General features: G+C 62.9%; 18 protein-coding genes and 1 pseudogene. 7 read left to right on the plus strand and 12 right to left on the minus strand.

The window, feature by feature from the left end; all coding sequences use genetic code 11:
• Positions 1 to 29: 29 nt before the first annotated feature.
• The 4 genes from BXE_RS30905 to BXE_RS30920 are packed head-to-tail and all read right to left on the minus strand — an operon-like array spanning position 30 to position 6,278.
• Entirely contained in the window at positions 30 to 1,157 is a 1,128-nt protein-coding gene (locus BXE_RS30905) for a hybrid sensor histidine kinase/response regulator (RefSeq protein ID WP_011492056.1), read from the minus strand.
• 9 nt (positions 1,158 to 1,166) lie between these two features.
• A complete protein-coding gene (locus tag BXE_RS30910; protein ID WP_011492057.1) occupies positions 1,167 to 1,793 on the minus strand; it encodes a chemotaxis protein CheB in 627 nt (208 codons plus the stop codon).
• A 10-nt stretch (positions 1,794 to 1,803) separates the two neighbouring features.
• Positions 1,804 to 2,649, minus strand: coding sequence for a CheR family methyltransferase (locus tag BXE_RS30915; protein WP_011492058.1), 846 nt, complete (start codon positions 2,647 to 2,649; stop codon positions 1,804 to 1,806).
• Between the two features lie 44 nt (positions 2,650 to 2,693).
• Positions 2,694 to 6,278, minus strand: a complete 3,585-nt coding sequence (locus tag BXE_RS30920) for a response regulator (RefSeq protein WP_011492059.1) — start codon at positions 6,276 to 6,278, stop codon at positions 2,694 to 2,696.
• 119 nt (positions 6,279 to 6,397) lie between these two features.
• Between BXE_RS30920 and BXE_RS46070 the strand changes: the two are divergent.
• A pseudogene (locus tag BXE_RS46070) lies at positions 6,398 to 6,574 on the plus strand (trehalase family glycosidase); the annotation flags it as partial.
• A 66-nt stretch (positions 6,575 to 6,640) separates the two neighbouring features.
• Here the strand turns inward: BXE_RS46070 and katE are convergent.
• Complete coding sequence (gene katE, locus BXE_RS30925) at positions 6,641 to 8,764, minus strand: catalase HPII (protein ID WP_011492060.1); 2,124 nt, start codon at positions 8,762 to 8,764, stop codon at positions 6,641 to 6,643.
• Positions 8,765 to 8,967: 203 nt separating this feature from the next.
• Complete coding sequence (locus BXE_RS30930) at positions 8,968 to 9,864, minus strand: MipA/OmpV family protein (RefSeq protein WP_011492061.1); 897 nt, start codon at positions 9,862 to 9,864, stop codon at positions 8,968 to 8,970.
• Between the two features lie 601 nt (positions 9,865 to 10,465).
• Here BXE_RS30930 and BXE_RS30940 point away from each other — a divergent pair.
• Positions 10,466 to 11,482: a 1-aminocyclopropane-1-carboxylate deaminase gene (locus tag BXE_RS30940; RefSeq protein WP_011492063.1), complete on the plus strand. Its 1,017-nt coding sequence runs from the start codon at positions 10,466 to 10,468 to the stop codon at positions 11,480 to 11,482.
• A 120-nt stretch (positions 11,483 to 11,602) separates the two neighbouring features.
• On the opposite strand, the gene BXE_RS30945 is transcribed toward BXE_RS30940, so the two are convergent.
• Positions 11,603 to 12,493 (minus strand): LysR family transcriptional regulator, encoded by an 891-nt coding sequence (locus tag BXE_RS30945; RefSeq protein ID WP_011492064.1) that lies wholly within the window; start codon positions 12,491 to 12,493, stop codon positions 11,603 to 11,605.
• Between the two features lie 131 nt (positions 12,494 to 12,624).
• On the opposite strand from BXE_RS30945, the gene BXE_RS30950 reads away from it, so the two are divergent.
• Both BXE_RS30950 and BXE_RS30955 read left to right on the plus strand, forming a co-directional pair.
• Positions 12,625 to 13,350, plus strand: a complete 726-nt coding sequence (locus BXE_RS30950; RefSeq protein ID WP_011492065.1) for a pirin family protein — start codon at positions 12,625 to 12,627, stop codon at positions 13,348 to 13,350.
• Positions 13,351 to 13,484: 134 nt separating this feature from the next.
• Positions 13,485 to 13,898 (plus strand): DoxX family protein, encoded by a 414-nt coding sequence (locus BXE_RS30955; RefSeq protein ID WP_011492066.1) that lies wholly within the window; start codon positions 13,485 to 13,487, stop codon positions 13,896 to 13,898.
• Positions 13,899 to 13,980: 82 nt separating this feature from the next.
• Here the strand turns inward: BXE_RS30955 and BXE_RS30960 are convergent, their stop codons facing one another.
• The 5 genes from BXE_RS30960 to prpR all read right to left on the minus strand — a co-directional run bounded on the left by BXE_RS30960 (position 13,981) and on the right by prpR (position 20,832).
• The gene (locus BXE_RS30960) at positions 13,981 to 15,135 is read right to left on the minus strand and encodes an alkane 1-monooxygenase (RefSeq protein ID WP_011492067.1); all 1,155 of its coding nucleotides are present in this window, start codon (positions 15,133 to 15,135) and stop codon (positions 13,981 to 13,983) included.
• Between the two features lie 428 nt (positions 15,136 to 15,563).
• A complete protein-coding gene (locus tag BXE_RS47405; protein ID WP_233518953.1) occupies positions 15,564 to 15,836 on the minus strand; it encodes a hypothetical protein in 273 nt (90 codons plus the stop codon).
• Between the two features lie 531 nt (positions 15,837 to 16,367).
• Positions 16,368 to 17,960 carry an alkyl hydroperoxide reductase subunit F gene (ahpF, locus tag BXE_RS30970; protein ID WP_011492069.1) on the minus strand — a complete coding sequence of 531 codons (1,593 nt, stop codon included), beginning with the start codon at positions 17,958 to 17,960 and terminating at the stop codon, positions 16,368 to 16,370.
• A 152-nt stretch (positions 17,961 to 18,112) separates the two neighbouring features.
• Complete coding sequence (gene ahpC / locus BXE_RS30975) at positions 18,113 to 18,676, minus strand: alkyl hydroperoxide reductase subunit C (RefSeq protein WP_007177479.1); 564 nt, start codon at positions 18,674 to 18,676, stop codon at positions 18,113 to 18,115.
• Between the two features lie 125 nt (positions 18,677 to 18,801).
• A complete protein-coding gene (gene prpR / locus BXE_RS30980) occupies positions 18,802 to 20,832 on the minus strand; it encodes a propionate catabolism operon regulatory protein PrpR (RefSeq protein ID WP_011492070.1) in 2,031 nt (676 codons plus the stop codon).
• Between the two features lie 168 nt (positions 20,833 to 21,000).
• On the opposite strand from prpR, the gene BXE_RS30985 reads away from it, so the two are divergent.
• From BXE_RS30985 to BXE_RS30995, 3 genes are all read left to right on the plus strand, one after another.
• Entirely contained in the window at positions 21,001 to 21,882 is an 882-nt protein-coding gene (locus tag BXE_RS30985; protein ID WP_007177481.1) for an isocitrate lyase/PEP mutase family protein, read from the plus strand.
• 378 nt (positions 21,883 to 22,260) lie between these two features.
• On the plus strand, positions 22,261 to 23,700 hold the full coding sequence (locus tag BXE_RS30990) for an MFS transporter (RefSeq protein ID WP_011492071.1): 1,440 nt from the start codon (positions 22,261 to 22,263) through the stop codon (positions 23,698 to 23,700).
• A gap of 39 nt (positions 23,701 to 23,739) precedes the next feature.
• Positions 23,740 to 24,174: a GNAT family N-acetyltransferase gene (locus BXE_RS30995; RefSeq protein ID WP_011492072.1), complete on the plus strand. Its 435-nt coding sequence runs from the start codon at positions 23,740 to 23,742 to the stop codon at positions 24,172 to 24,174.
• The last annotated feature ends 7 nt before the right edge of the window (positions 24,175 to 24,181 follow it).

The raw sequence follows: 24,181 nt of genomic DNA on the forward strand, positions 1-24,181 counted from the left end.
CGTCAGACAGGCGCCCAGGACAGGCGCGCTCACTTCCGAGTAAACGACCCGCGCTGAAACGTCACCATTCTCGGCAGCTCGATCGTAAAGACCGTGCCCGTGGCTTCCTCGGAATGCACGCCGACGCTGCCGCCATGCATGCGCGCGATCTCCTGCACGATATGCAGGCCGAGCCCCAGCCCTTCACGCGAGCGGGCGCCGCTGTTATTGGGCCCAAAGGCCTTGAACAGATGCGGAAACACCTCCGGTGGAATGGTCCCGCGATTGGCGACCTTCAGGCGCACTGAATCCACCGCTTCGCCATCCACTTCGACGCCGATATCGCCGCCCGGTGCGCCATGATGCAGCGCATTGCTCACCAGGTTCGACACGGCTTGCCAGACGAGATCCGTGTCCCACGCGCCCGTGGTATTGCCGCGGCTCGCGAACACGATCTGCTTGCCGTTCTCCCGCGACGCAAATTCGTCGATCACCGAACGGCACAGCGTGGCCAACTCGATCGAGCGCGGCTGCAACGGCAGGCGGCCGCCCTGCAAGCGGGCGAGATTGAGCAACTGATCGACCATGCGCGCCATGCGCAGCGAACTGTTCTTCACGCGTGCGGCCACGGTGACCGATTGTTCGTCGGCCGCCGTACGCATCAGGTATTCCGCCGACGCCAGCACGGCGCCCAGCGGCGTGCGCAGATCATGACTCAGCACCGCCATCAGCATCTCGTTGGCTTCCAGCATCTGCCGCGTGGTGACGAGCTGCGCCGCGAGCTGGCGCTTCTGCTGTTCGAGCTGCACGAACACATCCACCTTGGATTGCAGGATGCGCGGATCGAACGGCTTGTACAGGAAGTCGACCGCGCCGGCCTCGTAGCCGCGAAACGTGCGCGACGCGTCCTGCGCGGTCGCGGTCAGAAAAATGATCGGCACGTGCGAGGTGCGCGGGCTGCCACGCATCAACGCGGCCAGTTCGAAGCCGTTCATGCCCGGCATGTTGACGTCGAGAATCGCCAGCGCGACTTCGTGCTTGAGCAGCAGGTCGAGCGCCGCGGTGCCCGAATCGGCCACCAGCACGGCAAGATCCGGCCGCGCCAGCAAGGCCTCGAGCGCCGTGATGTTGTGGACGATGTCGTCGACGATCAGAATGTTCACGGGTGAATTCGTCATGGCATCGGATCAGAAAGAGGCCGGCAATGCGGCAAGCCGCCGGGCCAAGGTTTCGGGAGTGTAAATAAAATCCGCGGCCCCGCGCTCGATCGCGGAACGCGGCATTTCGGGGGAACCGGCGGTGTCTGGCGCCTGCACCCAGGTGGTGCCACCCAGCGCGCGCACCCGCTTCAAGCCTTGCACGCCGTCGTCGTTGGCGCCGGACAGCAGGATCGCCAGCAGGCGCTCGCCATACACGGCGGCCGCCGAGTCGAACAGCACGTCGATCGAGGGCCGCGAAAAGCGCACGGCGGCACCAGTGGACAGCGCGACGGTGCGATCCACCTCCACCAGCATGTGATACCCCGGCGGCGCAATGTGCACGCGGCCCGGCATGATGCGCTCGCCCGCGTCGGGCTCGATCACCGGCAACGCGCAGCGGTGCGCGAACGCGTCCACCAGGTAGCTCGGCGAATCGGGCGGCAGGTGTGTGACGATCATCACGGCCGGCGCAAAGCCCGCGGGCAGCGCGCCGAGCAGCACGTTCAGCACTTCTATGCCGCCCGCCGAACCGCCGATCACGACGAGCTCGTAGCCGCGCGCCGCTTTTGCGCGCGGTTGAGGATCGGCGGCCGGCTGGGGAGTTGAGCGTGGCATGATCGACGTGCTAGCGCTTCTGATAAATGCGTTCGCCTGGGCGGAATTCGTCGAACGCTTCGTAATGACGGGAAAAACGCAAGCTTTCCTTGCTGCCCAAACCCAGAAAACCGCGCCGCACGAGGGCGTTTTCAAACAGACCCAGCGCGCGATCCTGCAAACCGCGATCGAAATAGATCAGCACGTTGCGGCACGATACCAGATGGGCTTCTAGAAAGACTTCGTCGGTGGAGAGGCTGTGGTCGGCGAACACTACACGCCCTTTCAGCGAGCCTGCAAAGCGTGCGCCGCCGTATGCGGCGTGATAGTAGTCGGACAGCGAACGCTTGCCGCCCGAGGCCAGATAGTTCTGCGTGAAGCCCTGAATCCGTTCGAGCGCGTAGATGCCGGACTCGGCCCGCGCCAGCGCGTCCGGACTGATGTCCGTCGCGTAGAACAGCGTGCGCTCGGTCAGCCCCTCCTCGTCGAAAAGGATTTTCAGCGACCAGAGTTCCTCGCCCGTGCTGCATCCCGCCACCCACACCTTGATCGACGGATAGGTGCGCAGACGCGGCAGCACATGTTCGCGCAGCGCAAGGAAATACGCCGGGTCGCGAAACATGTCGCTCACCTGCACCGTGAGGTACTGGAACAGCCGCGAGAACTCGTCGCCGTGGCGCATGATGCGGTCCTGCAACTGCGACAGCGTCTTGAGCCCGAACTCGTCGAGCGCTTGCGACAGGCGGCGGCGCAGCGACGACATCGCATAGTGGCGGAAGTCGTGCTGATACTTGAGATAAATCGCCTCCAGCAGCAGTTTCAACTCGATGTCGAAATCGCTGATGCGCTGCGGCGCGTCAGAATCAGACTGGCTCATTCGTACTCGCTCATTCGTACCCGCTCACGTGTTCCCGTTCCCCTCTAGCGTTGCCGCAACCACACGCGGCACAGCGCGACCAGCTTGTCCACGTCGATCGGCTTGGAGACGTAATCGTCCGCGCCGGCTTCGAGGCAGCGGGTGCGGTCGTTCGCCATTGCCTTGGCGGTCAGCGCGATGATCGGCAGATGCGCAAAACGCGGATTGCGGCGAATCTCGCCCATTGCGGTCAGGCCGTCCATTTCCGGCATCATGATATCCATCAGGATCAGATGCACTTCGGGACCGTTTTCCAGCGCGTCGAGCGCTTCGCGGCCGTTGCGCGCAATCTGCAGTTTCGCACCGAGCGGCTCCAGCACGTGCGAGAGCGCAAAAATATTGCGCACGTCGTCTTCGGCCAGCAGGATCGTGCGGCCCTCGAAGGCATTGTCGCGCTGACGCACGGTGCGCAGCATGCGCTGCTGCTCGGGCGCGAGCGAGGACTCGACGCTGTGCAGGAACAGCGTGACTTCGTCGAGCAGACGCTCGGGCGACTTCGCGCCCTTGATGATGATCGACTTCGAATAGCGGCGCAGGCGGTGTTCTTCCTCGTCGGAGAGCATGCGGCCGGTGTAGACGATCACCGGCAGCGAGACATGCGCGGTATTCGCCGCGAGCCGCTCCAGCAGATCGTAGCCGGTGCCGTCGGGCAGCGCGAGATCGGTGACCACGCAATCGAACGTGACCTTCGCCAGATAGTCCAGCGCTTCGGCCAAGGTTGCGACCGCAACGATTTCCGTATTCTCGCTTTGCAGCAGCGCGCGGATGCTTTCGCGCATCGGCGTGTCGTCCTCGATCACCAGCACGCGTTTGAGGCGCTGTTGCAAACGCGCTTCGAGGCGGCGGATCGCGGCTTCCATCGTGCTGCGCGCGGTCGGCTTGAGCGTATAGCCGATCGCGCCGAGGTGCAGCGCCTTGTCGGCGTGATCGGTGGCCGAAACGATATGAATCGGAATATGCCGCGTGAGCGGATCGTTCTTCAGCCACTCCAGCACGGTCAGGCCGGAACGGTCCGGCAAGCCGACGTCCAGCAGCACCGCCGCCGGGCGCATGTCGCGCACCAGCGCGAGACCACTCGCGGCGTCGCTGGCGTGAACGAAATCGAAGTCCAGTTCATGCGTCAGATCGCGCAGGATTTCGGCGAAGGCCACATCGTCTTCCACGGCCACGATCAGACGGCCGGCACGTGTGCGGTTGTCACGGTCGTCGGCAATCGGGCCAATCGGGGTTTCGGACGCGTTGCCCGTGGTGAGGCCGCTGGTCGGTCCGCTCGTCAGTCCGTTGGCAGGCGTAATCACCGTGGCCGCGCCGCCGCTCGAAGACGGACGCGTCAGCAGCGGTTCCGCCATCGATCCCGCCGCGCCGCGCGCACTTGCCTGCGCCGGCACCGGTGCGGACGGCGGCGTCGGCGCGGCCGCGCCTTCGCTCGCGCTCAAGGCCGCTTCGGCGTCGAGCGGCAGCCACAGCGTAAACACGCTGCCCTTGCCGACTTCGCTCGCCACGGTGATCCGGCCGCCCAGCAAACGCGAAAACTCGCGCGAAATCGACAGACCCAGACCGCTGCCGCCGTATTGACGACTGGTCGAACCATCCGCCTGCTGGAACGCTTCGAAGATCATATCCAGCTTGTCGGGCGCGATGCCGATGCCCGAGTCGCGCACGTCGATACGCAGCATGCCGCCTTCGGCCGGTGCAACCGAGAGCGCCACCTCGCCGTGCTCGGTGAATTTCACCGCGTTCGAGAGCAGGTTACGCAGAATCTGCGTGACGCGCTGGCCGTCGCTGATGAACGTATCCGGCGTGCCCGGCAAGCGCTCGAAGGCGAGCCGCAATTGCCGCGCGGCCGCCATCGGCTTGAACATTTCCTCGAGCGCCTGCAAGGTCGCGTCGATCGACACCGTTTCGAGCTCGACCGTCACCTGGCCGGCTTCGACTTTCGACAGATCGAGAATGTCGTTGATCAGCACCAGCAGGTCGCTGTTGGAGGCGTGAATCGTCTCCGCGTAGCGCACCTGCTCTTCAGTCAGGTTGCCGGCGCGGTTCTGCTGCAGCAGCTTGGCGAGAATCAGCGAACTGTTCAGCGGCGTGCGCAGTTCGTGCGACATGTTGGCGAGGAATTCGGACTTGTAGCGGCTCGACTGTTCGAGGCGCGCCGCGTTGGCCGCGAGGTCGTCCTGCGCGCGCAGCAGATCGGACTTCTGCCGTTCGAGACGCTGCGCGTACTCTTCCAGTTGCACGTTGGTCTGTTCGAGTTCGGCCTGTTGCGCCTCCAGCCGCGTTTGCGATTCCATCAGCGCGCGGCCGCGCTCTTCGAGTCCTTCATTGGACACGCGCAACTCTTCCTGCTGAACCTGCAACTCTTCGTTCAATTGCTGCGTTTCGGCCAGCGCATCCTGCAACCGCTCGCGATATAGCGCTGCTTCGACGAAATCGCCCATACTGCTCGCGATCAGTTCCATGAACTCCTGATCGCGCGGCGTCAGTTCGCGCACAAAGCCCAGTTCGACCACGCCGTTGACCTCGCCGTCGTTTTCGATCGGCATGATGAGCAGGTTCTTCGGCGCGCTCTTGCCGGTCGCCGACACCACCTGCACGTAATTTTCCGGCACATCACGCAGGACCAGCGTGCGGCGCGCGGCGGCTGCCTGGCCGATCAACGTCTCGCCTTCTTCGAAATTGCGCGCGGTGGCCTGTTCGCTCTCACGGCTGAAACCGTACGTCGCGATGCGGCGCAGCGTGCCATGCCGTTTGTCGCGCACATAGAGCGCGGCCACGGCGGCATCCAGATACTGCGCGAGGAAGTCGAGCATCGCGCGCCCCACCAGCGGCGGGGTGGCTTGACCAACCACCTTTTCGGCAAGCAGGCGTTGCCCCGAGCGAAGCCACACCTGCTCCTGCAACATCTCGGTCTGTTCGGCCTGCTGCCGCAGCGCGTTGTCATAAGTGGACGACAGGCTCATCAGTTCACGCCGCCCCATCCACGCGAGCAGTCCGCTCACGCTCAGGCTGAAGAGCAGAAACACGCTCACCAGCGTGGTGGTGACACGGCGCGTGGCCTCCGCGCGTTCCTGGCGCAGGCGCAGTTCGACATCGAGAAAATCGCCGAATTCACGGCGCGTTTCGTCGAATTCGATCTTGCCGCGACCGCTCGCCACGGCGCTTTCGAAGTCCTGATTGCGCCGGCGCGCGTCGATCATCTGCTCGGCGTAGACACTCCAGCGCTGCTGGATCGCCTCGATCTGCTTGAGCTTTTCGACTTGCGGCGGGTTGTCGGAGACCAGTTCCTGCAAGGCTTCGATCTGGGTCTTGAAGCGCGGGCCGCCCTCTTCATAAGGCGTGAGGAAACTCTCGTCGCCCGTGATCAGGAAGCCTCGCATCGAGGATTCGCGATCGACCGCGAGACGCAGCATTTCATTGGCCTGGCCGATCACGCGCTCGGAGTGCTCGGCCCAGTTCATGGTCGAGACCAGATAAGCAATCAGTCCGACGAAGACAGCCATCGTCACGAGGCCGACACCCAGAGGCAACGCGATGTTGCGCCGAATGATGCTGCGAAAACGATTCTGGTCGACGGCCTGCGATGCGGTCATTTTTTCTGTCTTCGGCTTGGCGAATCGGATCGATTCGGAATATTTTTCGGATGTTTCGGGTGATGCATTTTGTCGCGGTGCGACGGGCGTAATCATACAGGATGGGGTCTTATTCTGAGATGCCCGGATGCGCTTTCAGGCTTGCTGGGCGGGGCTGCCGCAGGCTCACGCCAGTGGCGAGCGGTCAGCGATGGGATGCGCCTGACGGCTGGGCGCCGTGGCACTGGCCGGCGGTGATCGGCTTGCGCCGTTGCAGCGCACCGGCGCTCGCGCGAACCATCTCACGCGGGTGGCTCCGTAACAGGAAAAAACCTGGCGGGTTTGCACCGGCCAGGCTCCTTCCGAACCGGTTCGACAGACGCTTACGCCGGCACGGTCTCAGCCTGCTGCGCGCGCGACCACACGCGGTGCTGCCCGGCTGCCTCGATGAACGCCTTCAGCACTTCAGCGGCCTGCTTGTCGTCGCCGGTTGCGACGCCGTCGGCATTGTGCGGCAAGTGCGCGGCGGCGAGCACGTCACGCCCCGCGCCGATTGCCGCGATCGCCTTCAGATGCTTGAACGCCTCAAGCACGAAATGCCGTGCGTCGCCCGATTGCGCCAGCGCCTTCGCGCCCTGATCACCGCCCACCACGATCACCGCGTCGAACATGATCGACGGCAAGCCGGCAATCGTGGCGTCCGGCGCCATGCCGTCGATCGCGGCAAGCGTCGGGGCGATCAGCATCGGCGTGGCGCCCTCGCCTTGCAGCGCCTGCTGCAGCTTTTTGATCGCGGCGCCATCGGAACCGGGCGCGGCCAGCAGCGCGATCTTGCGGGTCTTGATGCCCGGCTTCACGCGGTTGAGCAGGCTCAGCGCCGGCGATTCCTTGGGACCGGTCAGCTTCGCCGTGCCTTTCTTCGGCGCCGGCAAACCCAGCCCTTCAGCCACCTGTGCCGCGAGCCCCGCATCGAAGTTGGCGAGAATCTCGTTCACGACGCGCGCACGAATTTCCGGCTTCGTCACCTTACCGAGTTCGAACTGATAAGCCGCGGCAATATGGTCTTTCTCCGGCGGGGACATGCTGTTGTAAAACAGCGCGGCCTGCGAGAAATGATCGGCGAACGATTCGCTGCGTACGCGAATCTTGGTGCCTTCCACGCGCTCCTGATAGGTCTCGAAGCCGCCGTCGGAGGGCGCCGGATCAGTTTCCTTCGGCCAGCCGCCGCTCAGCGAATTGGGCTCGTACGAGGCCTGGCCGACGTTGATGGTCTGCCGGTGCATGGCGTCGCGCTGGTTGTTGTTGAACGGGCACACGGGCCGGTTGATCGGAATCTCGTGAAAGTTCGGGCCGCCCAGGCGGCTGATCTGCGTATCCGTGTACGAGAACAGACGACCTTGCAGAAGCGGATCGTTGGAGAAGTCGATACCCGGCACCACATGGCCCGGATGAAACGCGACCTGCTCGGTCTCGGCGAAGAAGTTGTCCGGATTGCGATTGAGCGTCATCTTGCCGATGATCTTCACCGGCACCTGTTCTTCCGGAATCAGTTTGGTCGGATCGAGCAGGTCGAAGTCGAACTTGTGTTCGTCCGCTTCCTCGATGATCTGCACGCCGAGCTCGAACTCGGGAAAGTCCCCCCGTTCGATCGACTCCCATAGATCGCGCCGATGAAAATCCGGGTCTTTGCCAGCCAGCTTCTGCGCTTCGTCCCACAGCAGCGAGTACGAGCCCAGCACCGGGCGCCAGTGAAACTTGACGAAGCGTCCCTTGCCTTGCGCATTCACGAAACGGAACGTGTGAATGCCGAAGCCCTCCATCGTGCGCAGGCTGCGCGGGATCGCGCGGTCCGACATGGTCCACAGCACCATATGCGCGGACTCGGGCACCAGCGAGACGAAGTCCCAGAAGGTGTCGTGCGCGGAACCGCCCGTCGGCATTTCGTTCGGCGCTTCCGGTTTGACCGCGTGCACGAAGTCGGGAAATTTGATGGCGTCCTGAATGAAGAACACCGGCATGTTGTTGCCGACCAGATCGTAATTGCCTTCCTGCGTGTAGAACTTCACTGCAAAGCCGCGCACGTCGCGCACCGTATCGGCGGAACCGCGCGGACCCTGTACCGTGGAAAAGCGCACATACACCGGCGTCTGCACGGCGGGGTCCTGCAGAAACGCAGCCTTGGTGTATTCCTGCATCGATTCGTACACCTGAAACACGCCGTGCGCCGCCGAGCCGCGCGCATGCACGATGCGCTCGGGAATCCGCTCATGGTCGAAGTGCGTGATCTTCTCACGCATGATGAAATCTTCCAGCAGCGAAGGGCCGCGCGGGCCCGCGCGCAGCGTGTTCTGATTGTCAGAGATCTTGACGCCCTGATTGGTTCTCAGCGCCTCACCTTCTGGGCTGACTCGAAACTGTTCGAGATCCTTCGCTTTCGGATCCGACTGCGGACCGCTCGCCTGCGCGTTCTTCGCCGCGGGCTTCTGTGTATTCGTTTTACCTGCCATGAGAATCTGCTCCTTGCGTTCGGGGCGTGCCGGCGGGGGAAATCCGGTCTAACGCACCGAATGAAAGCAGCAAACCATGTACCCGCAAGGAGCCCGGTCGCACCTGCCGTTCGCCGGGTGCGCCGGGTTCGCCGATGACTGGCAATGCGGCGCGCCGTATTTGCGCGCCGCTGTCCACGACACTCGCTCGCAGGAGCGCTGCATCAGAAGCGGTAGTTGATGGAAATATCGGCCACGCCATTGGCTTTACGGTGCGTGACGGGACTATTGCCCGCGCTGCCGACCAACTGTTCGAATGCGCCGTCCGCGGTGGCGAACCAGTGCTTGTTGAACAGCCACACCGCGCTGATGCCAAAGCCGACCGACTTGAAGCCCGCACTGGCGTGGTACTGCGAAAACTGCGAATGCGCCGCCTGACTCTGATTCACGCCGAACCAGCTGTTCATGTAAGTGGAATCGGCGAGCGTTACGTTCGGACCGGCGAACCAGAAGAATTGCTTCGTGCTGCCCGGCATCGGCATATACGCGCCAAAGTCGCCGGTCCAGCCATTCGAGCCGCCGAAGTAGCGCCTGACGTCGGCACGCAGCACCAGCGGGAAATCTTTCGATACTACGTATTCACCCGCCAGTTTGATGCCCGGCGCCGGATTGATGTTGCCGAGGCCGTTCAGTTCCTGCGGATCGTCATGGCCGCGCCGCCCGAGGTCGTAGACGGCCGCGAGACTGGCGCGCCAGTTCTGGCCTTGAGCGAAGTTGACGCCGAAACCCTCGCCGCTCGACAGGAAGAACAGGTCTTTGTAGCGCACGTCGATGCTCGGGCCGGCCATCAGGTGATAGCGGTCGGAGCCTTCGTAGCGCGGCTGGAACGATGTCGCGAGGCCGAGGCGCACCTGCCAGTCCGGGATATTCGGCTGCCACATCTTCTGCAGCGGAATACCCACCGAATATTGCCATTCGCCGAGCGGTGAAGGCGTCTGTGCCGAGACCGGCGCCGGTAGCACGGCGACACCACCGATAGTCGCGGCGGCGAAAGACACTGCCGCGATGCCTGTTTGTTTATTGCGGAGCCGGCCGCCCCGCTTTCTACGGCTGTTAAACACCAGATATCTCCGATCTCGCGTATCGCGAAGAAGGTTATGTTTTCGCCCAAGGTCCGCAATGGATAAAAGCACCGGGCGTCCGCCGCGTTGCTACGTGCGGCACGTAATTTTTTCAGCCAACGACACGCACTCCCGGCAAACCGCACCACTCGCCCGCAATCGACAGCCCGTAAAGCAGACATTTGTCTAAGCAGACCGATACGAAAGATTTGCCGATGGACGCAGCATTGCAAAATGCGGGCCTGGTCGCTGGAGAGCGGATTCGGAACGGCGGCGACAAGGACGGAATGCGTTCGGGCACCGGCGCGCCGTGCGGAATGCGGCGCGCTTGTGCATGGCCCGCCTCTCAGCCGCGCAGCGGCTATCCCGCGAGCGCGTTGCCGGACGGTGGAAGCGGCAACGACCGCGCCGGAGATCTCACGAATTTTTATTGCGTCAATGGCGTCATCTGGATAGTTTTTATTAGTTCGATGTGACCTGTTGATTTCTTAAAGTAAGAAAAACCGGGTTTTTTCACAAGCACATTTCCGGCTGTCTTCCCTACCATTTGTTGAACGCGACGGGATACTGATCGCGTCAAACTTATCAACACGGAGCTGCCATGAATCTGCAACGATTTCCTCGTTACCCGCTGACTTTCGGGCCGACGCCGATCCAACCGCTAGCGCGTCTGAGCAAGCATCTCGGCGGCAAAGTGCATCTGTATGCGAAACGCGAGGACTGCAACAGCGGTCTTGCCTTCGGCGGCAACAAGACACGCAAACTCGAATATCTGATCCCTGAAGTGCTTGCGCAGGGTTGCGACACGCTCGTGTCGATCGGCGGCATCCAGTCGAACCAGACGCGCCAGGTGGCGGCCGTGGCAGCGCATCTGGGCATGAAATGCGTGCTGGTACAGGAGAACTGGGTCAACTACTCGGACGCGGTCTACGACCGGGTCGGCAACATCCAGATGTCGCGTATTCTCGGCGCCGATGTGCGCCTCGTGCCCGACGGCTTCGACATCGGCTTTCGCAAGAGCTGGGAGGAGGCGCTCGAAAGCGTGCGCGCCGCCGGCGGCAAACCGTATGCGATTCCGGCCGGCTGCTCGGACCATCCGCTCGGCGGCCTCGGTTTCGTCGGCTTCGCGGAAGAGGTGCGTCAGCAGGAAGCCGAATTGGGCTTCAAGTTCGACTACGTCGTGGTGTGTTCCGTAACCGGCAGCACGCAAGCCGGCATGGTGGTGGGTTTTGCCGCCGACGGCCGCGCTGATCGCGTGATCGGCATCGACGCATCGGCAAAGCCCGCGCAGACGCGCGAGCAGATCACGCGAATCGCCCGGCAAACGGCGGAAAAAGTCGGCCTGGGCCGCGATATCACGAGCGAAGACGTGGTGCTCGACGAGCGCTTCGCCGGTCCGGAATACGGCCTGCCGAATGACGGCACGCTGGAAGCAATCCGCTTGTGCGCCCGCATGGAGGGCGTGCTGACCGATCCCGTCTACGAAGGCAAATCCATGCACGGCATGATCGAGATGGTGCGCAACGGCGAATTTCCGGAAGGTTCGCGCGTGCTGTATGCGCACCTCGGCGGCGTGCCGGCGTTGAACGGCTACAGCTTCATTTTCCGCAACGGCTAAATGGCCGCACCGGCGGCAGCAACGAATGACAAGGCAGCGGCCGGCGTCCGTCAAGCCGGCCGCCGCTTCAATCGTGGTATCGCCGCCCCGCTGAAAAACTCTCGCGCGGCAAACAGGGCTTCACGCCTTCATGCGCTTCCTCAAGTGCTCCCTCAGGAATTCCACGAATGCCCGGATCGTGAGGGAGCTTTGCCTGTGCTGCGGATAAACCGCGTAGACGCTCGTGACAGTGGGCAGGAAGTCTTCGAGCACCGGCACGAGCTGACCGCTTCTGAGCGCGTCCGCGACGATAAAATCAGGAAGCCGAACAATCCCCAAACCCGCAACGGCCGCATCGCGCACCAGCTCGCCATTGTTCGCGCGCAACGGACCGTGTACATCGACACCCTTCGTCACGCCGTCGACCACGAAGTCCCAGCTTACCGCCCCGCCATGACCATACAGCAGACACGCATGCCGCTCCAGATCCGCCGGCACCGCGGGCGCGCCACGGCGCCGCACGTAGCCCGGGCTGCAGCATGCCACCACCCTGATGTCCACCAGCTTCTGCGCGATCAGCGTGGAATCGGGCAACGCGCCGATCCGGATCGCCATGTCGAAGCCCTCGCCCACCACGTCCACGGTGCGGTCGCTCAATTCCATCTCGAAGCGCACGTCGCCGTGCTCGCGCAGGAACATCGCCACGAGCGGCGACAGATGCGCCATGCCGAACGACATCGGCGCACTCACGCGTAACAACCCGCGCGGCCCGGCGCGCCGCAGAGACATGGCCTGCTCGGCGTCTTCGACCTCGCCGAGAATGCGTTTGGCGCGCTCGTAAAACTCCTGCCCGAGGTCGGTCACCGCCAGCTTGCGCGTGTTGCGGATCAGCAATTGCACGCCGAGCGTCTCTTCCAGCGCCATGACCCGCCGGCTGACGAACTGCTTGGACAGCGACAGCCGGTTGGCCGCCGCCGTGAAGTTACGCGCGTCGACCGTGGCGACGAAAATCCGCATGTCGTCGAGTTGCATTGTATTGTCCACTCCACATTGACAGTGTTTCCGTTTATGGAGCGATTATAACCATCCGGATTGACCTACACTTTCGTTCATGGATCGCGGACAAACATCTGGCCGGATCGCACAACCCAAGGAGAAACACGATGCTTGAAATCAGACTCGCCAATCAACGCGGCCGCGCGGAGCACGGCTGGCTCAGTTCGCGTCATACGTTTTCCTTCGCGAACTATCACGACCCGAAGCAGAACGGCTTTTCCGACCTGCTCGTCATCAACGACGACCGTGTCGCGCCGGCCCAGGGTTTCGGCAAGCACCCGCACCGCGACATGGAAATCTTTTCGTACGTGCTGGAAGGCGCGCTGGAACACAAGGACACGATGGGCACGGGCTCGGTGATCGTGCCCGGCGACATCCAGTTGATGAGCGCGGGAACCGGCGTCGCGCACAGCGAATACAACCATTCGAAGAGCGAACCGGTGCACTTCCTGCAAATCTGGATCGCGCCGGGGCAAAAGGGTACGGCGCCGCGTTATCAGCAGCGCCACTTCGGCGCGGAGCAGAAGCGCGGCGTGTTGCGCCTCGTGCTCTCGCCGGACGGCGCGAACGATTCGCTCGTGCTGCAACAGGACGCGCGCGTCTATGCTGGCCTGTTCAACGGCGACGAGACAGCGCGGCTCGAACTGGCCAGCAATCGCTATGCTTATGTACACGTGGCACGCGGCAGCGTGAGCGTGAACGGCGTCCAGTTCAACGAAGGCGACGGTGCACGTGTACGCGGTGAAGAAGCGCTGAGCTTCACGCAAGGTCACGACGCAGAAGTGTTGGTGTTCGACCTGCGCGACATCGAGATGTCGGAGTTGTGGGCCTGAGCGGCCTGAGTGAATCAGGTAAATCAAGTGACCCGAGTGGCCTGACCATCTGAAGGCCGGCGGTCCAGAACCCGGGCGGGACTCGCCGGTCAATTCCGGCGGACCGCTCTCTTCCTATCCTATGAGAGAAAATCATGCGCTATACGCTGCTGGACAATCAGAAAGACGCGGTCATCCTCGCTGCCCGCATTCTGTTGATGGTGCTGTTCATCATGTTCGGCTGGTCGAAGCTGACCGGCTTTTCCGGCACTGTCGCTTATATGACTTCGAGCGGCGCGCCGGTGCCCGAGTTGTCGGCGGTGATCGCCGTTGTGATGGAATTCGCGGTTGGCATTGCGTTGCTGGTCGGTTTTTATACCCGGCCGCTTGCGTTGCTGCTGGCGGTCTATACGTTCGGTACGGCGATCATCGGCCACCATTACTGGAACATGACCGGCGCGATGCAGTACGACAATATGATTCACTTCTATAAGAACATCAGCATCATCGGCGGATTGCTGCTGTTGTGCGTGACCGGCGCCGGGAAATATTCGATCGACCGGCGTTGATGCCATACGGAGTCCGGAATGTTGGAAAGAAAGCCGCCCGGTCGAAGCCGGGCGGCTTTCTGCTAGCGCCGAACCGTTGGCGCTAGCCCGCAAACCGCGCGAGGACGCGCTCGCGAATGGCCGGGCGGATATTCGACTGCGCCATGTCGCCGCGATAATGCGCGACGACGCGTGGATTCATCACGCGGAACCACAGCGGCGGCACGTACGCGAGCATGATCATCGTGGCGTACCCCGACGGCAATTGCGGCGCGCCGTCGAAATGACGCAGCGCCTGATACGAGCGCGTCGGATTCGCGTGATGATCGGCGTGACGCTGCAACTGATACAGAAACAGATTCGTCACGATACGATTGCTGTTCCAGGAATGCTGCGGCTGGCAACGCTCGTAACGGCCGCTCGCGAGCTGCTTGCGGCCGAGTCCGTAGTGCTCCAGATAGTTGACCACTTCGAGCAGCGACGCACCGTACACTGCCTGGATCAGCAGAAACGGAATCACCGTTTTGCCGAATAGCGCAATCATCGCGCCCCACAGTACGACCGTCATTGCCCATGAATGCAGGACTTCGTTGCGCCATGTCCACGGCGACTTGCCGAGGCGCGCGAGGCGATGTTTTTCGAGCCGCCACGCGGATGCGATGCTGCCCAGAACCGTGCGCGGCAGAAAGGCCCAGAACGATTCGCCGTAGCGCGCGCTGGCCGGGTCGGGCGGTGTCGCCACACGCACATGGTGCCCGCGATTGTGTTCGACGAAGAAGTGGCCATAAGCGACCGGTGCCAGCGTGATTCTGGCGAGCCATCGCTCGAAGCGATCGGTCTTGTGACCGAGTTCGTGCGCCGTGTTGATCGACACGCCGGTTGCCGCACCGAGCGAGAGCGCAAAGCCGAGGTAGTCATACCATGCGAGCGCATGCGTGCCCACGATCCATAACGCGCCGAAAAACGACACGTACTCGATGAACGTGGCGAGATAAACGACGCGGCGGTAATAGCGCTCTTTTTCGAGTGTGGGGACGATGTCTTCCGGCGGATTGCCGGAGTCGTCGCCGATCAGATAGTCGAGTACCGGAATGATGCCGAACACGAAAATCGGCCCGAACCACCAGAAGATATGCCAGCCGGTGTGCAGCGCCAGATTCGCGGCGTGCAGCGGCAAGGTGATCGTGAGCGCGCCGAGCAGCCACCAATAACGCTTGCCGTCGACCCACCGCGCGGGCGCCGCTTGCGATGTTGCCATTGTCTCCCTCCTTGTTTTATGTGACCCGGTGTCCGCGTATCGCGACAGGGCCGCGCACGGGTCGGCGGGATTTTTGCCGACTCCCAGATTTATATGGCCTGGTGAGCGCGATAGCCAGGGAATTGGCCCAGGTGCGGGGCTCCAAACAGAAGAGGTGCGGAAAAGGCGCGCGGAGTTGGGGGGCGAGAGGGTGAATGAAACGGGTATTGGACGCTCTGCTCACCTCGTGGAAGGCGCTTGACCCTTCCCGGGCAAATCCATATAATCAGCTTTCAAAACTACGTACGAGCGGGTGCGAAAAACGTAGCGCCGCCCGGGAAACCGGGTTCCACCTGGAGTGGAAATTTTGCCCTGAAAGCAGATAGAGAATCCCGCATACAACGGCTGCCGCAAGGCGGCCGTTGGTTTTTTTGCGATGCTTCCCGCTTCTACGGACGGACCTTCCGGCCTTCGTACGTCGCCCGCAGTAACGTCTTCAGGGCCACCCTCCTGGCCTCGCGCTGGCGTCTGGTCAGTGTCCGTTCGAGAAGATAGGCGGATTGAATCCTCAAGATGAGACGCTGCCGTCTCGCCTTGTCCTTTTCTACCTCGAAGAAAACCGCGTATAGCGATGTCGTGCCATCGGCATTCATCTGTTGCATGGTCATAAAATCGGGTTGCCGCTCATCGGCGACGACAATAGGACGATCGGCCAGCGTCATGACCAGACTCCTCAGCAGACGCTTTGACAACATATAGCGAGCCGGGTCAAGTACTCGCCGTTCGCGACCATCATCGTATATCTCGGCGTCTGGGATTTCCGCACGCGCTCTTCCGTCGCGGGCTAAGCTGCGCGAAAAGCAATGTCAGGAGAACATCACGACCACGGTCACCTGACAACTGGCGCCTAGATCACATTTGAAAGCGAAACAGTCCAGATGGCTCAGGTCCCACGGCGGAGCCGTGGTAATCGATTGATCGAAAGCGGTGTGCTGTGTGTTCGACTGAATCAAGTACTTGTATTTCAAATTTCGACATAGACGAACGACAATACCTGGACCAGCCACATTCTACGTCCACCAATCTCGTTCGTTATACAGAATGACTCTGCCAAATGGTATAGGACAAATCGCTCTGTCAAAGAACAGCATGGCAGCGAAAAACAAAGGTCGTTGCGCAACAGGTCTGTATCTCGATCTCAAACAAAAACGGCGGCCCAAAGGCCGCCGTCCGCTTTTCCCACCACCACTAGATCAAACCGCTACTTCAGCCTCGGCTTCGCTGACTACTTCCACTTCTTCGCTATTACGGATCAGGTAATCGAATGCCGAGAGCGATGCCTTCGCCCCCTCGCCCACGGCGATCACGATCTGCTTGAACGGCACCGTGGTCACATCGCCGGCGGCGAATACACCCGGCACCGACGTCGCGCCACGCGCATCGACGACGATCTCGCCGTGCTTCGACAACTCGACCGTGCCCTTGAGCCACTCGGTGTTCGGCACGAGACCGATCTGCACGAATACGCCTTCCAGTTCGACCTGCTTCACTTCACCCGAGCGCAGATCCTTGTAGACCAGACCGTTGACCTTCTTGCCGTCGCCGGTGATTTCCGTGGTCTGCGCCTGCGTGACGACCGTCACGTTAGCCAGACTGCGCAACTTGCGTTGCAGCACTTCGTCGGCACGCAGCGTAGCGCCGAACTCGAACAGCGTCACTTCACGCACGATACCCGCGAGGTCGATGGCCGCTTCGACGCCCGAATTGCCGCCGCCGATCACCGCCACGCGCTTGCCTTTGAACAGCGGACCATCACAGTGCGGGCAGTACGCCACGCCGTGATTGCGGTACTCGCGCTCGCCCGGCACGTTGATTTCGCGCCAGCGCGCGCCCGTTGCCAGAATGATCGTCTTCGCCTTCAGCACGGCGCCGTTCGCAAGACGCACTTCGTTGATGCGGCCCGGAATCAGCGCTTCAGCGCGCTGCACGTCCATGATGTCGACTTCGTAGCTCTTCACGTGCTGTTCGAGCGCCGTGGCGAACTTCGGCCCTTCGGTTTCCGTCACGGAGACGAAGTTCTCGATGGCCAGCGTATCGAGCACCTGACCGCCGAAGCGCTCGGCCACGACGCCCGTCGCGATACCCTTGCGCGCCGAATAAATCGCCGCAGCCGCGCCCGCGGGGCCGCCGCCGACGATCAGCGTATCGAACACCGGCTTCTTTTCCAGTTCCTTCGCGGCACGCGCACCGGCGTTCGTATCGAGCTTCGCGAGAATTTCCTTCACGCCGCTGCGGCCCTGGCCGAACACTTCGCCGTTCAGGAACATGGTCGGTACCGCCATGATCTGGCGCGCTTCGACTTCATTCTGGAACAGGGCGCCGTCGATCGCCACGTGGCGGATGCGCGGGTTGATCAGCGCCATCACGTTCAGTGCCTGGACGACTTCCGGGCAGTTCTGGCATGACAGCGAAAAATACGTTTCGAATTGATAGTCGCCGTCGAGATTGCGGATCTGTTCGATCACGGCGTCTTCGAGTTTGAGCGGATGGCCGCCCACCTGCAACAGCGCGAGGACGAGCGACGTGAATTCATGACCCATTGGAATACCGGCGAAACGGATGCCCGTTTCCTTGCCCGGCTCGCCAATCGAAAACGACGGCTTGCGCTCGGCGTCGCCACGACGCTCGATCACGTTGACGCGCTCCGACAACGTCGCGATATCGTTCAGCAATGCCAGCAGCTCTTGCGATTTTGCGCTGTCGTCCACCGACGCGACGATCTCGATAGGCCTGCTAACCTTTTCGAGGTACGTTTTCAACTGAGTCTTGAGATTGGCATCAAGCATGGCTATTCGATTCCGTGACGATGGGTGTTGGGTTCCCGGCGCCGCACGCGTCCGGATAGAACAGGTGCGGTCCGGGGACGTGCGAACCACTGTAAGAAGCGGTCCGCACGGTGATGCGCCGCGAGGCGCCTGTTGCGTCGGGTCGTGAGACCTTAGATCTTGCCGATCAGGTCCAGCGACGGGGTCAGCGTTTCAGCGCCCGGCGTCCACTTGGCGGGGCACACTTCACCCGGGTGAGCCGCGATGTATTGCGCCGCCTGCACCTTGCGCAGCAGTTCGCCCGCGTCACGGCCGATGCCGTTGTCGTGAATTTCGGCCACCTTGATCTCGCCTTCCGGGTTGATCACGAACGTGCCGCGCAGCGCCAGGCCTTCTTCTTCGATCAGCACGTCGAAGTTGCGCGAGATGGCGAGCGTCGGGTCGGCGACCATCGGGTACTTGATCTTCTGGATCGTGTCCGAGGTGTCGTGCCATGCCTTGTGGGTGAAGTGCGTATCCGTCGACACGCTGTAGATTTCAACGCCGAGCTTCTGGAATTCGGCGTAGCGATCGGCCAGGTCACCCAGTTCGGTCGGGCAGACAAACGTGAAGTCGGCCGGATAGAAAACGAAAACCGACCACTTGCCCTTCAGGCTTTCTTCAGTGACGGTCACGAATTCGCCGTTGTGATAAGCCTGTGCTTTGAACGGTTTGACTTGACTATTGATGATCGGCATTTGCTGAGTCCTCTTTCGGAGTGGTTGGAAAGTGGAGTCAGTATGTCAGACGACGCTTAATAGGTAAAGCGGATTGTTTTAATCATAGCGATAGTCTGACGCTATCCGGAGATTCCCGCTTGCGGTCATTCGCTGGAAGGGTCTTTCATGAGCCGCCACAAGGTCGTCCGGCCGATTCCCAGCGCCCGGCTTGCCGCGGCGCGGTTGCCGCCGGCCTTTTCGAGGGCGTGAAGAACGTCCTCACGGGTCGGGCTTACGCGCGCCGGGGTGGTTTGGGCGGTGGCATGTGAGCCGCTCGACCCGTTCGCCCCACTTGGACCGCCTGCGCCGCTTGCGCCGCCGGCCGGCCGCTGCTCCATGCGCCCGAACTCCGGAAACACCGCCTGCCAATCCAGGCCGGCTTCGCCGCCGGGATAGATCGCGGCGCGCGTCAACAGATTTTCCAGCTCCCGCACATTGCCGGGCCACGCGTAGTGCGCGAACAGCGGCGCGAGGAACGCCAGCACCCGCTCGATCGCAACCTCCGACAGCCCATATTGGAGCGCGCTGCGGCTTAACAAGTGCCGCGCCAGTTGCGGAACATCTTCACGCCGTTCGCGTAGCGGCGGCAATTCTATCTGAAGCAGATTCAGACGAAAATACAAATCCGCACGAAACGCGCCCTGCTCGACCAGTGCATGCAGGTCGCGGTGGGTGGCGGCGATTACCCGCACGTCGACCGGCGTGGCACGCCCCGAGCCGAGCTTCATCACCTCGCGCTCCTGCAGAACCCGTAGCAGACGGCTTTGCAGCGCCGCCGGCATCTCGCCGATTTCGTCGAGGAAAATCGTTCCTGTGTGGGCGATTTCGAAGAGCCCCGGCTTGCCGCCACGCCGCGCGCCGGTGAACGCGCCTTCTTCGTGGCCGAACAGTTCACTTTCGATCAGCCCCTCGGGCAGCGCCGCGCAATTGAACGCAACGAACGGATTGCCGCGCCGCGAGCTCGCGTTGTGGATGCCTTGCGCGACCAGTTCCTTGCCGGTTCCGCTTTCACCGCTGAGGAGCACGGTGGCGTCGTGCGCCGCGCCGGCGCGCGCGAGCCGCCGCACCCGTTCGAGCGCCGCCGAGTTGCCGATCAGATCGTCCAGTCGATGCCGCGCGACCAGATGCTTCGGCCGCTGGCTGGTCCGCAGCGAGCGGTCGATCCGCTGTGCGACCAGCGCGTCCTGCAGTGTCACGACCGAGCCGGAGCGCACGCCCTGCTCCACGATCGGCAGGCAGTTGACGATCAGCGCGCGGCCGCCGATCTGCTCGATCCGTTCTTCGATCGGCATATCGTGCTCCAGCGTCTCGCGCAGCAACGGCCCGACGGCACGCTCCACCTGCCCGGCCACGTCCCGCTCGCGGTCAAGGCCCAGCAGATCGAGCATGGCCGGATTGACGGCTTCGACCTGGCCGGCTTCGTCGAAGGCGGCGACGCCGTCGCGCAGATGCGCCACGATCGTATTCAGGCGCACGCGCTTCGATTCCTTCTGGCGGCTCACGCGCGCCAGTTCGACCGAGCGCTCGAACGCTTCTTCGACCGCGCCGAGCGAGTACAGGAAAACGCTCGCGAGGCCCGCCTGCTGGGCAAAATCGCAGGCCATGCCGGGCCCGATGATGACGCCGCAGCCTTCGGCGGCGAGGTTGTCGACCGCGAGCCGCACTTCGTCGATCGAGCGGTACGCGCGCTGTTTCAGGCTGACTTTCAGCCAGGCGCTCAGGTCGCTCAGCTCGTGCGAGATCGTTTCGTGCAGCACGAGGCCGATCTGCGCATTGGGCCATGTGGTCGTGGCCCGGGTGATCGCGCCCAGCACGTCGAAGCCGTTCACCTTGACCATCACCACCGGCACGTTCAGGTGGTCGCGCAAGTAGGCGCCGTTCGATCCGGCGGCCAGCACCACGTCCACCGAACCGGCCTCCACGTACGCCTGCAAGGCGGTGACGGCGGCGCCGTAGCCTTCCCGGACCGAAAAGAATTTCGCGCGCCCGGCGTAGCGTGGCGCGACGGTCTCGCAAAGCGACCGCAACCGGCTGATACTCACCAGTGCGACGCCCGGGCGGCCCGAATCGGGATTCGTAAACGATGACGTGAAAGTGGACACGGCGTCCCTCCGCTCTACATTGGAACGTTCCATGAAACGTTCCAAGGAACATGGCGTCTATTGTGCCACGAAGCGCCGCACCGCCGCTTCCCGCCTAACCTGTTGATTGATCGAAACAAATCGCCGACGCCGCCAAATGGCACGCTTCCTGCAAAATCACGCCTGCGTATATCCGCCCTTTTCTTCTGGAGACACACCGTCATGAGCACTTCCGCTACCCGCCGCGCCGCCTTCCGCGCCAAAGTCAACGAACGCCAGGGCCTGCTCGTGCCCGGCGCCTTCAACGCGATGAGCGCGCGCGTGATCGAGGACGCCGGCTTCGAGGCGATCTACATCACCGGCGCCGGCGTCACCAACATGTCGCTCGGCCTGCCCGACCTCGGGTTCATCGGCCTTGCCGAAGTGGCTGAGCACACGGCGCGGATTCGCGACGCGGTTGCGCTGCCGCTGATCGTCGACGCCGACACCGGCTTCGGCAACGCGCTGAACGTGCGCCAGACGGTGCGCGTGCTCGAGCGCAGCGGCGCCGACGTGATCCAGTTCGAAGACCAGATCATGCCGAAGAAATGCGGCCACTTCTCCGGCAAGGAAGTGGTGAGCGCGAGCGAAATGGTCGGCAAGATCCGCGCGGCCGTGGATGCCCGCGAAGACGGCAATCTGCAGATCATGGCGCGCACCGACGCGGCAGCGGTCCACGGCATCGAGGACGCGATCGAGCGCGGCCACCGGTTTATCGAAGCCGGCGCCGACATTCTGTTTATCGAAGCGACCGAATCGCTGGCGGACATCGAACGTCTGCCGGGCCTGTTCGACAAGCCGCAACTGATCAATATCGTGATCGGCGGCAAGACGCCGGTGCAATCGCGCGAAGCGCTCGCCAAACTCGGCTACGGCATCGTGCTGTACGCGAACGCGGCGCTGCAAGGCGCGGTGCTCGGCATGCAGCGCGCGCTCGGCACGCTGAAGAGCAATGGCCGCCTCGACGAAGACGCCACGCTCGTCGCGCCGTTCAGCGAACGCCAGCGCCTCGTCAACAAGCCGCTGTACGACAAGCTCGACCGCGAGTACGCCGCGAAAGACTGAGCGGCGCATAGAAGACAGTATTTCCGGTAAAGGAGCGCACGGGCAAGCCGGCTTGCAGGCTCGCCCCGCGCGGCCGCCGCCTTGCCAGCGACGGCGATGATGATCTCCGTCAGCGGTATGGCGCCATTTATTGCGATAGGATTCAGGGCTAGCGCTCGCGTGCCAGGCTCGATGGCTTCGCCAGCGCGTCAACCGCGGGCGCGATCGGGTCGCTCGTCCGTGTCGCCCACCTCGTCCGGATGCCGGAAACACGTTTTCGAAAGGTAGTCGCAAGAACATGAAGGCCAAACCACCGCGCCCCATGCGCCGGCACGCCCACGGCACCGGCGCTCACACGGGATCACACGACGCTGCACGCAGCGCGGCGGGAACCGCGCAATGAGCGGCACCGATACACGCAACGCCCATGTCGGCTGGCTGCCGTATATCGTCGCGGCCACCTTCTTCATGGAGTACCTCGACACCACCGTGATCGCCACCGCATTGCCGCAGATGGCGCATTCGTTCGGCGTCGGCCCGAACAGTCTCAGTCTCGGCATGACGGCCTACATGCTGGCGCTGGCGATCTTCATTCCGGCAAGCGGCTGGGTCGCCGACCGCTTTGGCTCGCGCACGGTGTTCTTCAGCGCGATCGGCGTGTTCACCGTGGCCTCCGTGTTGTGCGGTCTCTCGCAGAACGTCGCGGAGTTCACCGCGGCCCGTCTGCTGCAAGGCATGGGCGGCGCGATGATGGTGCCGGTGGGCCGCCTGATCGTGGTCCGCAGCACCGAAAAAAGCCGCATGATGCAGGCCATCTCCACCATTACGTGGCCGGCGATTGCCGCGCCCGTGGTCGGTCCGCCGATCGGCGGTTTCATCACGACTTACGCGTCGTGGCGCTGGATCTTCCTGCTCAACGTGCCGTTCGGCCTCGCGGCAATGGCCGTTGCGCTCGCGCTGGTGCCGAACCTGCGCGGCACCGAACGCAAGCCGCTCGACGTGGTCGGCCTGCTGCTGAGCGGCGCGACCCTGACGGCGATTCTGTACGGCGCCGAACTGGCGAGCCAGCCCGGCGAAAATCCGTGGGTGGCCGGCGCGATCGTTCTCGGCGGCTTGCTGATGGGCGTGGTGGCCTTCCAGCATGCGAAGCGTCATCCGCATCCGCTCGTCGATGTGTCGACGCTGAAGATCCCGACCTTCTCCGTGACGGTGGTGACGGGTTCGTTTACGCGCATCGGCATCGGCGCGGTGCCTTATCTGATGCCGCTGCTGTTTCAGGTAGGTTTTGGCCTGTCGGCGTTCAAGTCGGGGCTGTTGCTGCTCGCGAGCGCGCTCGGCAACCTCGGCATGAAGGCGCTGACCACGCGCATCCTGCAGCGCTACGGTTTCCGCATGGTGTCGATCGTCGACGTGACGGTGGCGGGCGTGTTCATCATTGCGTGCGGACTGCTCACGCCGAACGTGCCGCTCGTGCTGGTGCTGTTCGTCGTATTCGTCTACGGCGTGGCGCGTTCGATGCAATTCTCCACGCTCGCCACGCTGGCCTACGCCGATGTCGCGCAACCGCAGATGAGCGCGGCCAGCACGCTGTGGAGCGCGGCGGCGCAGATGACGATCGGTCTCGGCATTGCATTTGGCGCGGTGTCGCTGCGCGCGGCGGCCTTCTTCAACGGCGAAACCACAGGCCGCATTTTCACGCTCGACGATTTCCGCCTCGCGTTTCTGTTCGCGGGCGTGGTGACGCTGGTATCCGTGACGGGTTATATGGGCCTCGCACGCGATGCCGGACAGAGCATAGGCGGCGGGTCGCGCGGCAGCGAGGATCCGGCGAAGGGTTGACGTCGGCGCGCGCTTTGACAGAGCAGACGGAGATACGCGGTGCAAACACACGAGTTGACGATTTCGAGCAACAAGGCCGATCTTGAGATGGAGACGGTCTACACCTTCCTGTCGCAAGAGACCGCGTGGGCCAAGGGCATGCCGCGCGAGACGTTCGAGCGGGCCGTCGCGGGCTCGCTATGTTTCGGCGGCTATATCGAAGGCCGGCAGGTCGCGTTCGCGCGCCTGATCACGGACGGCGCGACCTTCGCGTACCTGTGCGATGTATTCGTGCTGCCGGATTATCGCGGCAAGGGATACGCGTCCAGGTTGATGAAGCACGTGTTCGCCAGTCCGTCGCTCCAGGGTTTGCGAAGAATCGTGCTGGTGACGACAGACGCGCATCACGTGTACGAGCCGCACGGCTTCACGGGGCTCGCGAATCCGGAGCGTTATATGGAGTTGCATAACCCGGACGTCTACAAGGCGGCCTGAGCGTAAT

The sequence above is a fragment of the Paraburkholderia xenovorans LB400 genome (assembly GCF_000013645.1).
Lineage (GTDB): Bacteria > Pseudomonadota > Gammaproteobacteria > Burkholderiales > Burkholderiaceae > Paraburkholderia > Paraburkholderia xenovorans.

What these genes read in the sequence shown, in the direction of transcription:
- BXE_RS30905 (WP_011492056.1), bottom strand. Translation starts at nt 1,157, where the DNA reads ATGACGAATTCACCCGTGAACATTCTGATCGTCGACGACATCGTCCAC.
- BXE_RS30910 (WP_011492057.1), bottom strand. Translation starts at nt 1,793, where the DNA reads ATGCCACGCTCAACTCCCCAGCCGGCCGCCGATCCTCAACCGCGCGCA.
- BXE_RS30915 (WP_011492058.1), bottom strand. Translation starts at nt 2,649, where the DNA reads ATGAGCCAGTCTGATTCTGACGCGCCGCAGCGCATCAGCGATTTCGAC.
- BXE_RS30920 (WP_011492059.1), bottom strand. Translation starts at nt 6,278, where the DNA reads ATGACCGCATCGCAGGCCGTCGACCAGAATCGTTTTCGCAGCATCATT.
- katE (WP_011492060.1), bottom strand. Translation starts at nt 8,764, where the DNA reads ATGGCAGGTAAAACGAATACACAGAAGCCCGCGGCGAAGAACGCGCAG.
- BXE_RS30940 (WP_011492063.1), top strand. Translation starts at nt 10,466, where the DNA reads ATGAATCTGCAACGATTTCCTCGTTACCCGCTGACTTTCGGGCCGACG.
- BXE_RS30945 (WP_011492064.1), bottom strand. Translation starts at nt 12,493, where the DNA reads ATGCAACTCGACGACATGCGGATTTTCGTCGCCACGGTCGACGCGCGT.
- BXE_RS30950 (WP_011492065.1), top strand. Translation starts at nt 12,625, where the DNA reads ATGCTTGAAATCAGACTCGCCAATCAACGCGGCCGCGCGGAGCACGGC.
- BXE_RS30955 (WP_011492066.1), top strand. Translation starts at nt 13,485, where the DNA reads ATGCGCTATACGCTGCTGGACAATCAGAAAGACGCGGTCATCCTCGCT.
- BXE_RS30960 (WP_011492067.1), bottom strand. Translation starts at nt 15,135, where the DNA reads ATGGCAACATCGCAAGCGGCGCCCGCGCGGTGGGTCGACGGCAAGCGT.
- BXE_RS47405 (WP_233518953.1), bottom strand. Translation starts at nt 15,836, where the DNA reads ATGACGCTGGCCGATCGTCCTATTGTCGTCGCCGATGAGCGGCAACCC.
- ahpF (WP_011492069.1), bottom strand. Translation starts at nt 17,960, where the DNA reads ATGCTTGATGCCAATCTCAAGACTCAGTTGAAAACGTACCTCGAAAAG.
- ahpC (WP_007177479.1), bottom strand. Translation starts at nt 18,676, where the DNA reads ATGCCGATCATCAATAGTCAAGTCAAACCGTTCAAAGCACAGGCTTAT.
- prpR (WP_011492070.1), bottom strand. Translation starts at nt 20,832, where the DNA reads ATGGAACGTTCCAATGTAGAGCGGAGGGACGCCGTGTCCACTTTCACG.
- BXE_RS30985 (WP_007177481.1), top strand. Translation starts at nt 21,001, where the DNA reads ATGAGCACTTCCGCTACCCGCCGCGCCGCCTTCCGCGCCAAAGTCAAC.
- BXE_RS30990 (WP_011492071.1), top strand. Translation starts at nt 22,261, where the DNA reads ATGAGCGGCACCGATACACGCAACGCCCATGTCGGCTGGCTGCCGTAT.